The organism is Grimontia sp. SpTr1, assembly GCF_947387585.1.
GTDB classification, from domain to species: Bacteria; Pseudomonadota; Gammaproteobacteria; order Enterobacterales; family Vibrionaceae; genus Enterovibrio; species Enterovibrio indicus.
In genome coordinates this window covers 151696-169179 of sequence record NZ_CANDOD010000005.1, presented here as the reverse complement: position 1 = coordinate 169179, position 17484 = coordinate 151696, and the positions used below count along the sequence as shown (strand labels likewise).

The window sequence follows — 17484 nt, the reverse complement described above, 5'->3', positions numbered from 1 at the left end:
GGGGTAAAAAGCATGAAATCGACAGCACTATTGGCACGACCAAAACTGAAGCAAGTATTCACAGCAGCAGCGATGGTCGTTGCAATGGGCGCAACATCTTTCGCACACGCAGCAGACACCAAACTGAGAATGTCTGCTTCAGCATCTGCGACTGACCAACGCGCAGTTGCGATGACCGAAGTTTTCGGTCCAGCCGTTTCCGACTTTGCTGAGTTCGAAGGACACTGGAACAGTTCACTATTTAAACAAGGTACCGATCTGGAAGCCATTGCCCGTGGCAACCTGGACATGACCATCACTTCCGCACAGGAGCTTGCCGAGTTTATTCCTGCTTTCTCCATTTTCTCGGCAGGTTACGTACACCGTGATGCAGAACATCAGAAGCGTGTGTTCGCTGCAGACTTCATGGATGACCTGAAAGAAGAAGCAGAAGATCTCCTTAACGTGAAACTGTTGAGCGTCATGTACCTCGGCCGTCGCCACGTTAACCTTCGTGAAGACTTTGAAGTATCAACCCCAGCGGATCTGAAAGGCGTGAAACTGCGTATGCCAGGCAGTGACGCATGGCAGTTCCTGGGTAAAGCACTGGGCGCAAACCCAACACCAATGGCTTTTGCAGAAGTCTACACAGCGCTGCAAACTGGCGCGGTTGACGGTCAAGACAACCCACTGCCAACCGACAAAGATGCGAAATTCTACGAAGTGACCAAGCAAATCGTTCTGACCGGTCACTTGGTTGACCTGAACTACATCGCTATCTCGAAGAAAGTGTGGGACAAGTTCACGCCAGAGCAGCAAGCAACGCTGCAAAAAGCGTCTGATGATGCGGCAGAATCTGCACGTCAGAAGCAGCTTGCACTTGAAGCAGAACTGGTTCAGTTCTTCAAAGATCAAGGCCTGAAAGTGTACGAACCAAACCTGAAAGCGTTCCAGGAAACTGTACAAGGCGCTTACCTGAACTCTGATTACTCTGAGCAATGGCCAGAAGGTCTGCTGGACAAAATCAACGCGCTGTAATTCCAACGAAGTAAACCGGGCATCGTGGCAGCAGTATCGCTGCGGTGCCTAACTCACCTCCCTCTTAGAGCAATGAAACAGGTGCCATTTGTGCGCTTTGGGTTCGAGCATCTTGAGGATGGTGAACAACACCAAACGTAAACCCCAAGACAGCACTGAGAACAAACATGGAAAAGTTTCGAATCGGCTTAATCGGATGTGGTGTCATCAGCGATAAGTACCTGACAACCTGTCAGAAGTTCGACTTCATCGACATTGTCGCTTGTGCCAGCCTGAACATCGAAGAATCAAAACAAAAAGCCGAAGCCTACAACATCCCGCGTGTCTGCACGCCTGATGAAATCATTAATGACCCTTCTATTGACTGTGTATTGAATCTTACGATTCCCGCCGCTCATGCGCAGATCTCTATCGCCGCATTGAACGCTGGAAAACACGTTTACTCTGAAAAACCGTTCGTGACTGATTTAGCGGATGGAGAAGAAATTCTCGCCCTTGCTAAGGCAAAAGGCCTTTACGTGGGCAATGCACCAGACACCTTCCTTGGTGGAAGACTCCAGACTTGTAAAAAGCTGATGGACCAAGGTGTGATTGGTACGCCCACCGGAGTGATGGCGTTTGTCCCAACCCGAGGCGTCGAGCGTCACCACCCAAACCCGGATTTTTACTATCAAAATGGCGGTGGCCCTCTGCTGGATCTTGGGCCTTACTATCTGACAGCCATGGTTGCTCTTCTTGGTCCAATCACCCGCGTTTGTGGTTTGGCCAAAAAGACGCTGGATGAGCGTTTGATTGAATCACAGCCGCGTGCTGGCGAAAAAATTCCTGTTAATGTTGATACTCACATCAACGCCCTTCTGGAGTTTGAATCCGGCGTTCAGGGCTCACTAATGGCCAGTTTCGATGTATGGGACTCACAAACACCGCGCATGGAAATTTACGGCGAAAAAGGGACGCTTTGCATCAACGACCCAGACCCCACTGACGGCTTCAATATTTTTGGCGGTCAGGTGCTCTACAAAACACGCGAAACCGCCCGTTGGGTTTACCGCCCTCGCACGCCTAACCTTGAATTTTGGTCGGTAGCAGAGAACACCCACGGTTTTAATCAAGAAGCCCGCGGCCTTGGCCTGCTTGATCTGGCTTATGCGGTGAAAAATCAGCGCCCAGCCCGCGCCAGTGGTGAACTTGCTCAGCATGTTTGTGAAGTGATGTTTGGCATTCTTGAGTCGGCCAAAACCGGACAGTTTGTCGAGATAAAAAGCCGCTGTGAATCACCAAGCGCTTTACCTGAAGATTTCCCTAAAAGCGAAAACGGAGCATGAACACCATGAGTCTTGAAACACTGGATTTTGCGGAACCGTTTTTCACCGTGAAGTACATCGTTGATGAACCAGAAATCGTCATTACTGAAAGAACTATCGTCCTGAATCTCGCTGAATCTCAGCTATATGCGGCCGGCATGTGGCTGGCACCGTTTCAGTCCATCATCGCCACCGATGTCACGCTGTTCAACGTAGAAAAGTGTGTATTGGTGGAACGCTTTGATGATTTTGAAGATGAAAATGCACTATTGGACAAGGTAAGAAACACCTGGCCATTGGCTTATGAGATTCGTCGTGAAGAAAGGTTAAAAGGCGTTGGGCACTATATGTCACCAAAAAATGCTGTCGGCAACATCCAGTTCAGCATGTATCACGCGTCTACTGTGCCTTTGAATGTGGGACTTCACAAAAACCATGTGCACTTGGGCGGCGAAGAGCCTCAGGAAGTGCATACCCAAATCGTTGGGTTCGGGAAAATGCAGCAGTGCCGCGAAAAAGACATATCGACACTGTTTCTCGAAGAAACCATGGCACCGGGTTGTACGCACAAACCCATGTTTGATGCCGAGCTGAATTACCCATGGCACCAATACGAAACTATTACGCCAGGTATATTTATGGCGATTGAAATTCTAACGTCCGGCAATCCCATCCCAAGATAAACCTGACGTTAAGCCCAGAAAAAGGATTCAAAATGGCAACACGATTACTACCAGAAAACATAGATTTTGACGGTGCTTTCCCTGCCCTCTCGCGTCGATTGAGAATTGGCGTTGTCGGTGGCGGACGTATTGCAGTGACGCAAGCGATGGCAGCGAGACTGAGCGATCGATGGGAGATCACAGCGGGTGCGCTTTCTTCCGATCCCGAGCAAGCCAAGGCAAGAGGTGCACAGTGGTTTTTACCGGAAGACAGATGCTATTCCTCATATCAGGAAATGGCAGAGAAAGAATCCCAGCGCGAGGATGGCATTGATGCAGTAATGATTACTACGCCGAACCATGTTCACTTTGAAGCAGCAGAAGCGTTTCTGAATGTGGGTATTGATGTGCTCTGTGATAAACCGCTCACCAATGTGTATTCAGAAGCTGCAGATTTAGTCGCTTTAACTGAATCTACCGGACAAGTGTTTGGTGTCTGTTATGCGATGTCCTGCTTCCCCATGATTCGACAAGCCCGCGAAATGGTAAAAAACGGTGCGATTGGCAAAGTCGTGCAAATCCACGTTGAGTTTATGCAGGACTGGATGATCCCTGATGATGTTGGCGAAGCGGCGCATGTTAAATGGCGCTTAGACCCTAAGAAGTCCGGATCCACCAGCTGTACCGGTGATATTGGCACTCATGCTGCCCAACTCGCCACTTTCGTATCGGGGCTGGATATGACCGACCTTCGCGCTGAAATGCATGTCTGCGGCGCACCAAAACCCTTGGAAGACACTGTTTTTATGATGACCCGCTACGAAGGCAATGTACCGGGGACGTTAATGGCAACGCGTATCGCTTCGGGTAACCGCGGTGGATTGCGTCTTCGTGTCTTTGGTAGTGAAGGTGGCATCGAGTGGGATATGGAGAATGCCGAGCAACTCAAATACAACAAATATGGTGAACCCGATCGTGTATTGAGCCGTGGCCAAGGCCATGGTATCTACCCTGCTGTTGAACGCTTTGTTCGTACCGGCCGTGGTTTCCCGGAAGGCTTGATTGAGGCATGGGCAAACCTTTACACCGAGTTTGCGATGGCTGTTGCCGCAAGAAAAGACGGGGTTTCTGCACCTAAAGGTTGGCTCAGTTATCCAACTGTAGAAGATGGCGCCAAAGGCGTGAGATTCATCGAAGCATCCGTGGAATCAAATACGTCGGGCGGCGCATGGGTAAGTTGCCAATAATTAAATAAGGCGGAGCGAGCGCTCCGCCAATCACAATGTTAGGGGGCGCGATTGGCAAAGCGAGTCACAATAAAGCAAATCGCTGAGTACGCGAAAGTGAGTGTCGCCACGGTAGATAGGGTGATCAACCAGCGTGCACCGGTAAAAAGTGCCACAGCGAACCGCATCATTGCGGCAGCAAAAGAGTTAGGCTGGCGTCCCCCTGCTGCGTTTGTTGAAACGCAAAGCGCTACTCCGTCCCCTTCGATACACTGCGGCATTCTGTTGCAAAGCAACATCTCCCACCTGCTGCGTGAGGCGTTTGAAGCGCAATCAGCCAAGCTGGAAAATACCAATTCGAAGCTGACTATAGAAACGTTTGACAGCCTCGAGCCGGAGAAGATTGCAGCGCGAATGCTAAAACTCGGCAAGAAAGTGGATGTCCTTGCCATCACTTCCATCGATCATCCTTTCGTTGCAGAAGCCATCGACAAGCTGGCAGAAAAGAATGTACCTGTGGTCGCGATAATCTCCGATCTATCGGCAAATAATCTCGCTGGCTTTGTTGGAACCAACAACCGGACGCGAGGAAGAACAGCGGCGTGGGCGATGGATCGGTTCTGTCGGGACAGAGGCACCGTAGGCGTTATCATTGGTAGCCACCGATACCTCAGTCAGCAAGATCGGGAAATCAGCTTCCGCAGTTATTTCCGCGAAAAAGCGCCTGCTTTCAGAATACTAGAATCCGTTGTCAGTTCAGATGACGACAGCCAAGCCTATGAAGCAGCCAAGAAACTGGTGTGTGAAACACCGGATTTGGTTGGGATTTTCAGCGCGGGTGGCGGCGCCAGTGGTATTCGGCGCGCCATTATTGAATACGGCGGTGACAGACGGCCTTTCTTCGTTTCTACCGAACTCACGGCGCAAGCAAAGACAGAACTACTTCAAGGCGGTGTAGACATGGTGCTGTCTGCCGACTTTGATCAAGTGGCTGAAAAAGCGGTGGAAATGTTCACCAGTCTCAAACAACAAGAAGGACAGCAAAAGAAAATGAGCGTGCTTCCTTTCTTTATTTACACCAGCGAAAACACTTAACTCACGTAGACGGCACTAGGCCGTCAGCCGCCCCTTAGAAAAGTAACGTTCTCGGTATTCCCCTGGCGAACAGTCTTCCCACCGTCGAAAAGCACGATTGAAGTTTGCTACGTTGGAAAAGCCCACCATATGCCCCACTTCACTGATCGTGTATTGAGGTTGCTTAATATACGTTGTGGCGAGGTTTTTCCTTGTTTCTTCAAGAATGTCTTTGAAGCTCGTTCCTTGCTCTCTCAAACGTCGTTGCAGGTTACGAAGGCTATAGCCCAGTTCCTCTGCAATTTTGGACTGCGAAGGGTTGCCATAACGCAACTCTTCGGCAATTTTGTTTTCGACAAGATAAGTGATATTGGAACGGTCAAAACGCTCCATGAAAGTATTCAGCAGCTTAGTGTGAACCATGTTCATCAAAGGATTACTGCCTGGAGACTGCAGGCTGGCAAGTTGGAGATCAAACACAATCGCATTTTTCTCGCACTGATATTCAACAGTGCAGTCCTTTTCTAACAGATAGCTTGCCACTTCTGGACAGGGTTCAGAGAAAGGCTCAAATGAGAACTTGATATCAATAGGACCAATATACCCGCTCATCATCTCTCGGGATTGACTTATCACCCCAATGCTCAATGCTTCGATCAGCTGTGGGGTTAACGCGAGTCGGCCACTGTCTTTGTAACGTTCAACATCAAATTCAATGAAGAGTTTTGCATTTTCGACACGCGTGTGGATTTGAACGCTGTTTGAGAGCATACGGCGGTATTTAGCGAATTGCTCTAGGGCGTCTTTCAAGCTGTATGACGACTGAATCGCATAGCCAAAGATGTGTAATGTGGAGAGCCGGAAGTTCTGAGCAACATCGAGTCCGAATGCTCTTCCTCCAACTTTCTTATTGCAGAAAGCGAAAAGATGGCCCAAGCGATCAACCGACACTCGTCCTTCTGGATTGTTTGCCTCGCTTTCCAAAATACCGAATCGAGACAGAGTGGGTTCAACGTCAAATTCAAACTTTTTCATCGACATAATGATCGGAATGAGGAACCCACTCAATGCTGAATATTCTGCACTCATCATTCACACTTTTCTTTATCGCCCAGCAAGTTACCGAACAATTATAAAATTTGTAGATTAAGTTTGACTGTGTTTCGACTGATAATCCATATTAAAAACTACTGATTTTTAACCTTCACCAAAGCCCATTCAATTTTACATCAATAAGTTACACAGCATGCCATGTGCAACAAAACACATTAACAAGAAGTCCATCACATGATGGTCAAACGTCAGAACTCAACTTTTCATCAGATTTTTGAACTAATACTTTTGTATGATCTCACTCCATTTGCACATTTATTCCACATCCCGTCAATATGCATTTTAATGCATTGATAGATATTGTGGTAATTAGATAATATCGTGAACCTCAATAAGATAAATCTTCACATAAAGATAAAAACAAATTTCAGACACCTTTAGCACATCTAATAATTGATAAGCATTAGCAGAACCAAAACTAAAAACATTAATTAAGCACTTTCTAAAGATACAACTTCCAAATAACAATAAGAATATAAACAGGCCAAGTCGTAAAACTGCTACACGGTAAAATTAATCTCTAGCACTAGGATAATTTCATCACTAATTAATTATAAATTCATACCTACAATGGATAGAACCAGGTCACACAAGAACAAAAACTAATTAATTATCAATTAGCTATTACTTGCAAAAGGTATCTACTGTGGAAAAGAAAAATAGCCATACAGACACTGACCAGAAATCTCACGCCCTCTTCAGAAAAGTAATAAAAAAAACGGCAGTATCGCTCTCTGCCATTGCCTTTTGCTTACTTACCGCTATTGCGATAAATGATCTCAGCAAGCCGACATCCAATAGCAACGCTTATCTTTTCGATGGTTTAGAATCCTTCAACACGCCATCATCACCTATTTCAACAGCAAACGCTGACTCAACGATTCCAAGAATTCCATTTGAACAAAGTCTCGCTGGAAATGGGGTGGAATATCCTATCAATGCGGAAAGACCTTGGTTGCAAGAGGCATTGCGAAACTATCCAAATAGCGAATATTGGCGCAATCAAATTACGCTTCACCTAGCACAGCCCAGAACCCCGGGCTGGATAAAATTTGAAAGCTATCATGTCAGCCAGGGACGTAACCCCATTCTGTTGCCGACTTTTGCGCGAATGGTTGAATCAAAGCATGTACCCGATGTGCTGACCGTTCGAATCACTGAGAGTGCGGAGCCTTTAACCGCGCTGGAAGACATAGGTTTTTCCCATCTACGCAGTATTGACCCAGCTAACCGATCCACAGCGGTTCATGTATACGAGATCCCTAAAGAGCTGACGTTTGCCCAAGCACTCGAAGCATCAAATGCTCACGCTAACGTGGCTTTTGCGGAGCCTGATTACCTGATTGAGTGGGCCCTGGCACCAAACGAATCAAATGCAGGGATCAGCAATGGTACTGCATGGTGGCTCAATCAACTGCGCGCTTATCAAGCATGGGAAACCACGACCGACGCTTCTGCTATTGGCCCTGTCGCCGTGTACGATCAGGGTATCTTGCGCAGTCACGAAGATCTTCGTAATAACTTCTGGGTTAACCCGGATGAAATTGCCGGCAATGGCGTCGATGATGACGGTAACGGTATTGTCGATGATATCAACGGTCGTACCAATCAGGTCTTTGGCGGTCATGGCACCCCAGTAGCCGGCACCATTTGTGGTGAAGGCAACAACGGCATTGGTTATGTTGGTAGTGCCTGGAAGTGTCAATTGATGGATACAGGTGGTCCATTGAGTTTTTCTGCCGCAGTATCTGACGCGATGGCATCTCTTCGCTATGCCACGGACAAAGGTTCTCGGATTTCAAACCACAGTTGGGGCATACGCGGCGACTACAGTCAGGCTTTCAAAGATCTGATTACCGAAATTGAAAGTGATGATCACCTTATGGTGATTGCTTCGCACAACTTTAACAGCAACATTGATAACAGCCCCGTCTACCCCGCCTCCTACGATAACGACAACATTCTAAGTATTGCAGCCTCCAACCAAGGCGAAGGTCGTATCAGCTATTCCAATTACGGTGCAGTGAGTGTTGATATTGCAGCGCCCACCGAATTTAACACGGCAAATTCCTCTGGCGGCTATTCCGGGTTCAGCGGCACGTCTCAGGCCACCCCTGTGGTCACGGGCGCCGTCGCACTGGCTTGGGCGTTAGACCCAAGCATGACTTATCGCGAAATTAAACAACTGGTGATGGACACCGCCCGCCCTGTTGCAGCCTGGTCTGGTTTAACAGTAACAGGCGGTATTCTGGATATGAAAACCCTCGTTGAATCCGTCACCAGAGACACAGACGGTGATGGCATTCTCGATGACGTCGACACCGACGATGACAATGATGGCGTTCCAGACGAGGAAGATGCTTTCCCGAAAGATGCAACTGAGTCCGTAGACACAGATGGTGATGGTATTGGGAATAACGCCGACAACGATGATGATGGTGACGGTGTTAACGATGATGAAGACTGGCGACCACTTGACCCTAACGAGCAATACGACACTGATGGCGATGGTATCGGTAACTCTCAGGACGATGACGATGACAATGACGGCGTTCTAGACGAAAACGACGCCTTCCCACTGGATGCAACGGAAACCACGGACTCTGATGGTGATGGTGTCGGCGACAACAGCGACGAATTTCCATCTGACCCCAACGAATCGAAAGACTCCGATGGTGATGGCGTTGGTGACAACAGCGATATCGACAAAGACAACGACGGTCTCTCCGATGAACTGGAATCCCGCACTCAGGCAGATATCGTTGACTGGCCTGTGCTTTACGGAGCCAGCTTCTCAAACGGTGTTCTCTCAGCCAACGGCGGAAGCTGGAGCTATCAGGCGAACTCGGCCCGTTTCTCCAGCTATGGTTTTACGGATAACTACCGTTTGAACTTCCAAGTTGATGCCCTCGGCACTTACAACATGTTCGGGCTGGGCAATGCTGAAAGCTCGGCAAGCTACACTGACATTGATTACGCCTTCTATATCGCAGGCACGACCCTCTACATCTACGAAAGCGGCGCGTATATCGGCAGCTTTGGCACGGTCGCAGCGGGTGATGATCTGGCGCTGGAAGTGAATAACGGCACCCTTGCCTATTACCGAAATGGCTCGCTGGTACGTTCGGTGAGTTACAGCGGTTCAACACCGGATTTCTATGTTGATACCAGTTTCTACAGTGGTGCGATTCAGCTTTCAAACATCTCGCTGTCGCCGCTCTCTGGTTCCGGTTTCTCTGTCGATGCTGACAATGATGGCATTAACAACGATGTCGATTTGGACTCTGACAACGACACGATTCCAGATGTGATTGAAGCTGGACTTGCCGATGCGGACGGCAACCTTACGGTTGATACTATCAATCTACAAGGTTCAGTCGACCCAGCCCCAGACACTGATAATGATGGCATTCCAGACTTCCTCGATTTGGAAAGCCAAAACCCAGAAAACGATGGCACGGCCTTCGATATGCATGGCTATGATTTTGCTGCGTTCGATTCCAACGGCGACGGTAAACTCGATAGCAATGATGAGCTCGGCGGCAACGATGTGAACGGCAACGGTGTCGATGACCGTGCGGAAGACGCAGACGGTGATGGGATTTCCAACCCGAATGACGATGACGACGATAACGACGGCACGTTAGATATCTACGATGCCTTCCCGTTCGACCCGAACGAAACCACCGATTCGGATGGCGATGGCGTCGGCGATAACACAGATGCCTTCCCAACAGATGCCACGGAAACCAAAGACACTGATGGCGACGGTGTGGGCGATAATTCGGATGCCTTCCCACAAGATGCGTCAGAGACCTCGGACACTGACGGTGATGGCGTGGGCGACAATGCCGATGCTTTCCCGAATGACGCGTCTGAAACCACGGATTCCGATGGCGATGGTGTTGGCGACAACAGCGATATCGACAAAGACAATGATGGTCTCTCCGATGAGCTGGAATCCCGCACTCAGGCAGATATCGTTGACTGGCCTGTGCTTTACGGAGCCAGCTTCTCTAACGGTGTTCTGTCTTCCAACGGCGGAAGCTGGAGCTATCAGGCGAACTCAGCCCGTTTCTCCAGCTATGGTTTTAATGACAACTACCGCCTGAACTTCACGGTGGAAGCCCTCGGCAGCAATAACATGTTCGGGCTGGGCAACACTGAAAGCTCGGCAAGCTATACCGATATTGATTACGCCTTTTATATCGTCAACACCACTCTCTACATCTATGAAAGTGGTACCTACAGAGGCAATTTTGGAAGCGGCAGTGTTGCGGTTGGGGACACCTTGTCTCTGGAGGTTAGTAACGGCACCATCAGGTACTTGCGCAACGGCAATGAAATCCGTGCAGTTGACTACAGCGGCACAACACCGGACTTTTATGTTGATTCGAGCTTCTATAACGGCGCAATCCAACTGAGCGGCATCAGCCTGACACCACTGTCTGGTGGGGGAATTAACTCCGATGCAGACGGCGATGGCATCAATAACGACGTAGATCTGGATTCCGACAATGACACCATCCCGGATGTGATTGAAGCAGGTCTGGTTGATGCTGACGGCGATTTAACCGTCGACTCGATTGATCAGCAAGCTTCCGTCAACCCTGCCCCGGACTCTGACGGCGATGGCATTCCCGATTATCTGGACTTGGAAAGCCACAACGCCGCCAATGACGGCACCGCCTACGACATGCACGGCTACGACTTCGCTGCCTTCGATACTAACGGAGACGGTAAGCTCGATGCCAATGATGAGCTCGGCGGCAACGATGTGAACGGCAACGGTGTCGATGATCGTGCGGAAGATGCTGACGGAGATGGACTCTCTAATCCGAATGACGACGACGACGATAATGATGGCACCTTAGACGTTAACGACGCCTTCCCGTTCGATCCGAATGAAACCACAGATTCCGATGGCGACGGTGTCGGCGATAACAGTGATGCCTTCCCAACGGATGCTACTGAAACCACAGACACCGATGGTGATGGTATCGGCGACAACAGTGACGCCTTCCCTGACGATGCCACTGAGACCACTGACTCAGACGGCGATGGTGTGGGCGATAATGCTGATGCCTTCCCTGACGATGCGTCTGAAACCACAGACTCTGACGGCGATGGTGTGGGTGATAATTCGGATATCGATCGTGACAACGACGGTCTTGCGGACGAGTTAGAGCTGCGCACCAAAGCTGACATTGTTGATTGGCCCGTGCTTTATGGGGCGAGTTTCTCCAATGGTGAACTCTCTGCCAATGGCGGCACATGGCGCTATCAGGCGAACTCAGTACGTTTCTCTGAGTACGGCTACCGCGATAACTATCGCCTGAATTTCACGGTTGAATCGCTGGGCAGTAACAATATGTTTGGCTTAGGTAATGCTGAAAGCAGCGCAAATTACCCTGATATTGATTACGCCTTCTACATTGTGAACACCACGCTCTATATCTACGAGAGCGGTTCATACCGTGGCAACTTTGGCGCGAACAGTGTCGCTACTGGCGATACGCTTTCATTGGAAGTTAACAACGGCAATATCCGCTACCTCCGTAACGGTGAAGAAATCCGTGTGGTGACTTACAGTGGAGAAACACCGGACTTTTACGTTGATACCAGCTTCTATAACGGCGCAATTCGCCTGAGCAATATTAGCCTCACGCCAATGTCCGGTAGCGGTGTATCCGCTGACGCCGATCAGGATGGCGTCAACAACGATATTGACCTCGATTCCGACAACGACACTATCCCTGATGTGATTGAAGCCGGTTTAGCCGATGCTGATGGCGACCTGAAAGTCGACTCAGTCGATCTGCAAGGCACTGTCGACCCTGCCCCGGATTCAGACGGTGACGGTATTCCTGATTACCTCGATCTGGAAAGTCAAAACCCAGAAAACGATGGCACGGCCTTCGACATGCATGGCTATGACTTCGCTGCTTTCGATTCCAACGGCGACGGCAAACTCGATGGCAATGATGAGCTCGGCGGCAACGATGTGAACGGCAACGGTGTCGATGATCGAGCCGAAGATGCTGACGGGGATGGACTGTCGAACCCGAATGACGATGACGACGATAACGACGGCACCTTAGACGTTAACGACGCCTTCCCATTCGACCCGAATGAAGACACCGATTCTGATGGTGACGGCGTCGGTGACAACGGTGACGCCTTCCCAACAGATGCTACTGAAACCACAGACACCGATGGTGATGGTATCGGCGACAACAGTGACGCATTCCCACAAGATGCATCGGAGACCACAGACACTGACGGTGATGGTGTAGGCGATAATGCCGATGCCTTCCCGGACGATGCCTCTGAAACCACAGACTCTGACGGTGATGGTGTGGGTGATAATTCGGATATCGATCGTGACAACGACGGTCTTGCGGATGAGTTAGAACTGCGTACCAAAGCGGACATTGTTGACTGGCCTGTGCTTTATGGAGCTAACTTCTCGAACGGTGTTCTGTCTGCTAACGGCGGAAGCTGGAGCTATCAGGCGAACTCAGTACGTTTTTCTGAGTACGGCTACCGTGATAATTATCGTCTGAATTTCACGGTTGAATCGCTGGGCAGCAACAATATGTTTGGCTTGGGTAATGCTGAAAGCAGCGCAAATTACCCTGATATTGATTACGCCTTCTACATCGTGAACACCACGCTCTATATCTATGAGAGCGGTTCATACCGTGGCAACTTTGGCGCGAACAGTGTCGCTACTGGCGATACCCTCTCGCTGGAAGTGAACAAGGGCACGATCCGTTATCTCCGTAACGGCGAGGAAATCCGCACAGTAAGCTACAGCGGAGAAACACCGGACTTCTACGTTGATACCAGCTTTTACAATGGCGCAATTCGCCTGAGCAATATTAGCCTCACGCCAATGTCCGGTAGCGGTGTATCCGCTGACGCCGATCAGGATGGCGTCAACAATGACGTCGATCTGGACTCTGATAACGACACCATCCCAGACGTGATTGAAGCCGGTTTAGCCGATGCTGATGGCGACTTGAAAGTCGACTCAGTAAATCAGCAAGGCACTGTCGACCCTGCCCCGGATTCAGACGGCGATGGCATTCCGGATTACCTTGATTTGGAAAGCCAGAATGCCGCCAATGATGGTACTGCCTTCGACATGCATGGCTACGACTTTGCTGCCTTCGATTCAAACGGCGACGGTAAGCTCGATGCCAATGATGAGCTCGGCGGTAACGATGTGAACGGCAACGGTGTCGATGACCGCGCGGAAGACGCGGACGGCGATGGACTCTCAAATCCGAACGACGATGACGACGATAACGACGGCACGTTAGATATCTACGATGCCTTCCCATTCGATCCGAACGAAACCACAGATTCGGACGGTGACGGCGTTGGCGATAACAGTGATGCCTTCCCAACAGATGCTACTGAAACCACAGACACCGATGGGGATGGCGTCGGCGACAACAGTGACGCCTTCCCAGACGATGCCACCGAGACCGCTGACTCAGACGGAGACGGTGCTGGTGATAATGCTGATGCTTTCCCGAATGACGCGTCTGAAACCACGGATTCCGATGGCGATGGTGTTGGTGACAACAGTGATATCGACAAAGACAATGATGGCCTTTCAGATGAGCTGGAATCCCGCACTCAGGCAGATATCGTTGACTGGCCCGTGCTTTACGGAGCCAGCTTCTCTAACGGTGTTCTGTCTGCCAACGGCGGAAACTGGAGCTATCAAGCGAACTCAGCCCGTTTCTCCAGCTATGGCTTCACGGATAACTACCGTCTGAACTTCCATGTTGATGCGCTTGGTACCTACAACATGTTCGGGCTGGGCAATACTGAAAGCTCAGCGAGCTATACCGATATTGATTACGCCTTCTATATCGCAGGCACAACCCTCTACATCTACGAAAGTGGCGCGTATATCGGCAGCTTTGGCACGGTCGTAGCGGGTGATGATCTGGCGCTGGAAGTGAATAACGGCACCATTGTGTACTATCGCAATGGCGCACTTGTCCGTTCAGTTAATTACAGTGGAGATACGCCTGACTTCTACCTTGATACCAGCTTCTACAGCGGGGCAATTCAACTGTCTGGCATTGAACTTACTCCGCTCTCAGGCTCAGGCGCTTCTAAGGACGCAGATAACGATGGTGTCACCAACGACCTCGATTTGGACTCTGACAATGACACCATCCCGGATGTGATTGAAGCGGGTCTGGTTGATGCCGACGGAAACCTTCAAGTTGACGCCATCAATCTTCAGGGCTCAGTGAACCCAGCCCCGGATTCAGACGGCGATGGCATTCCGGATTACCTTGATTTGGAAAGCCAGAATGCCGCCAATGATGGTACTGCCTTCGACATGCATGGCTACGACTTTGCTGCCTTCGATTCAAACGGCGACGGTAAGCTCGATGCCAATGATGAGCTCGGCGGTAACGATGTGAACGGCAACGGTGTCGATGACCGCGCGGAAGACGCGGACGGGGATGGACTCTCTAATCCGAATGACGATGACGACGATAACGACGGCACCTTAGACGTTAACGACGCCTTCCCATTCGACCCGAATGAAGACACCGATTCGGATGGCGATGGCGTCGGCGATAACACAGATGCCTTCCCAACAGATGCCACGGAAACGAAAGACACTGATGGCGACGGTGTGGGCGATAATTCGGATGCCTTCCCACAAGATGCGTCAGAGACCTCGGACACTGACGGTGATGGCGTGGGCGACAATGCCGATGCCTTCCCCAACGATGCCTCTGAAACCACAGATTCCGATGGCGATGGTGTTGGCGACAACAGTGATATCGACAAAGACAATGATGGCCTTTCAGATGAGCTGGAATCCCGTACTCAGGCAGATATCGTTGACTGGCCTGTGCTTTACGGAGCCAGCTTCTCGAACGGTGTTCTCTCAGCCAACGGCGGAAGCTGGAGCTATCAGGCGAACTCAGCGCGGTTCTCCAGCTATGGTTTCACCGATAACTACCGACTGAACTTCCATGTTGATGCTCTTGGTACCTACAACATGTTCGGGCTGGGCAACACTGAAAGCTCAGCAAGCTATACCGATATTGATTACGCCTTCTATATCGCTGGCTCGACCCTCTACATCTATGAAAGCGGCGCGTATATCGGTAGCTTTGGTACGGTCGCCGCAGGTGATGATCTGGCGCTGGAAGTGAACAACGGTACCCTTGCCTATTACCGCAATGGCTCGCTGGTACGTAGTGTCAATTACAGCGGTTCAACACCGGATTTTTATGTTGATACCAGCTTCTACAGCGGGGCAATTCAGCTGTCTGGCATTGAACTTACGCCACTCTCAGGCTCAGGCGCTTCTAAGGACGCAGATAACGATGGAATAACCAACGATGTGGACCTGGATTCCGACAATGACACCATCCCGGATGTCATCGAAGCGGGTCTGGTTGATGCTGACGGCGATTTAACCGTCGACTCGATTGATCAGCAAGCCTCCGTCAACCCTGCCCCGGACTCTGATGGCGATGGCATTCCTGATTATCTGGATTTGGAAAGCCAGAATGCCGCCAATGATGGTACTGCCTTCGACATGCATGGCTACGACTTTGCTGCCTTCGATACCAACGGCGACGGCAAACTCGACAGCAATGATGAACAAGGCGGCAATGACGTTAACGGCAACGGTGTGGACGATCGTGCAGAAGATGCCGACGGCGATGGACTCTCCAACCCGAACGACGATGACGACGATAACGACGGCACGTTAGATATCTACGATGCCTTCCCGTTCGATCCGAATGAAACCACGGATTCGGATGGAGACGGTATGGGTGACAACAGCGATGCCTTCCCAACGGATGCCTCTGAAACCACAGACACCGATGGGGATGGTATCGGGAATAATCGTGATATGGATAGGGACAACGACGGTATCGCCAACAATCTGGAATCAAACATCAATGCCAGCGTAACGGATTGGCCTGTGCTTACTGGCAATGCGAACCTTAGCCAAGGAACCTTGGTTGGCAACGGCGGCTATTGGCAGTCCCAGGCAAACTCTAAACGTTTTTCTGAATACGGCTTCCGCTCGCACTATCAGCTAAGTTTTCTGGTCGACAGTCTTGGCACATACAACATGATAGGTTTGGGTAGAGATGAAACTTCCGCCAGCTATCAAGATATCGATTATGCGTTTTACATCGTTGGAAGCACGCTCTACATCTATGAGAGTGGCGCTTCAAAAGGCTCATTTGGCGGTATTGCGATTGGGGATACCCTTTCCATTCAGGTAGCCGATCGTGTCATTGCGTATTTCCGAAACAACGAACTGTTGCGCACCCACGTATTTGAAGGGGAAACCCCTGACTTTTACGTAGATTCCAGCTTCTACAGCGGTGCCGTTGAAATCAGTCGCTTCCTACTCTCTCCCTTACCCGGAGCGCAGTTTGTCGCAGACTCGGACAATGATGGTATTCCCAATGACTTGGATTTGGACAGTGACAACGATGCCATTCCAGACGTCGTTGAAGCTGGCTTTGAAGATGTGGACAACAACTTTACGGTGGATAACTTCGATCCTGGCGCCACTGTCGCAAACCTGCCGGACAGTGATAACGATGGTATTGCAGACTTCATCGATTTAGAGAGCCTTAACCCCGGCAACGATAGTACAAACTTCGATATCGACAGTACCAATTTCGCAGATTTTGACACCTATCGGGACGGAAGGCTGGATGCGCGGGATGCACTTGGCGGACAAGATACCAATAAGAATGGGGTCGATGACCTTATCGAGTCTCTTTAATGGCAGCAAACCAGACTGGGTAACCCAGTCTGGTTTTTGTAACCCACCACTATTAATGAAACATTGGGATTAAATGGGATCGCTTGGGATTTTGTGGGACAGCCCTTTGATGGCGCGGACTAAGTGAAAGCTGGAGAGTTCGAGCCGCAATCGCCTAATGTGGGACAAATCTAGCAAAAGACTACGTACGAATTCATCTGAGGTGAAATGAGGTCGGTCACAGCCGTTTCGGCTCGCACCTTTACCTGCTTTGGCTTGAAAGCTTTTCCTTGTTACAACGT

The 17484-nt window shown here is 50.1% G+C and carries 7 protein-coding genes; 6 read left to right on the top strand and 1 reads right to left on the bottom strand.

The features are described 5' to 3' along the window. Nucleotides 1-12: 12 nt before the first annotated feature. The 5 genes from QL223_RS10425 to QL223_RS10405 all read left to right on the top strand — a co-directional run bounded on the left by QL223_RS10425 (nt 13) and on the right by QL223_RS10405 (nt 5304). On the top strand, nt 13-1017 hold the full coding sequence (locus QL223_RS10425) for a sialic acid TRAP transporter substrate-binding protein SiaP (RefSeq protein ID WP_281544693.1): 1005 nt from the start codon (nt 13-15) through the stop codon (nt 1015-1017). Nucleotides 1018-1184: 167 nt separating this feature from the next. Continuing rightward, entirely contained in the window at nt 1185-2342 is a 1158-nt protein-coding gene (locus QL223_RS10420; RefSeq protein WP_281544692.1) for a Gfo/Idh/MocA family oxidoreductase, read from the top strand. A gap of 5 nt (nt 2343-2347) precedes the next feature. Continuing rightward, nucleotides 2348-3004 carry a hypothetical protein gene (locus tag QL223_RS10415; RefSeq protein WP_281544691.1) on the top strand — a complete coding sequence of 219 codons (657 nt, stop codon included), beginning with the start codon at nt 2348-2350 and terminating at the stop codon, nt 3002-3004. Between the two features lie 32 nt (nt 3005-3036). Further along, nucleotides 3037-4230 carry a Gfo/Idh/MocA family oxidoreductase gene (locus QL223_RS10410; RefSeq protein ID WP_281544690.1) on the top strand — a complete coding sequence of 398 codons (1194 nt, stop codon included), beginning with the start codon at nt 3037-3039 and terminating at the stop codon, nt 4228-4230. A gap of 51 nt (nt 4231-4281) precedes the next feature. After that, nucleotides 4282-5304, top strand: a complete 1023-nt coding sequence (locus tag QL223_RS10405) for a LacI family DNA-binding transcriptional regulator (protein WP_281544689.1) — start codon at nt 4282-4284, stop codon at nt 5302-5304. Nucleotides 5305-5319: 15 nt separating this feature from the next. Here the strand turns inward: QL223_RS10405 and QL223_RS10400 are convergent, their stop codons facing one another. Then, nucleotides 5320-6375 carry an AraC family transcriptional regulator gene (locus QL223_RS10400; RefSeq protein ID WP_281544688.1) on the bottom strand — a complete coding sequence of 352 codons (1056 nt, stop codon included), beginning with the start codon at nt 6373-6375 and terminating at the stop codon, nt 5320-5322. 667 nt (nt 6376-7042) lie between these two features. Here QL223_RS10400 and QL223_RS10395 point away from each other — a divergent pair. Then, entirely contained in the window at nt 7043-17203 is a 10161-nt protein-coding gene (locus tag QL223_RS10395; protein WP_281544687.1) for a S8 family serine peptidase, read from the top strand. Nucleotides 17204-17484: the final 281 nt, after the last annotated feature.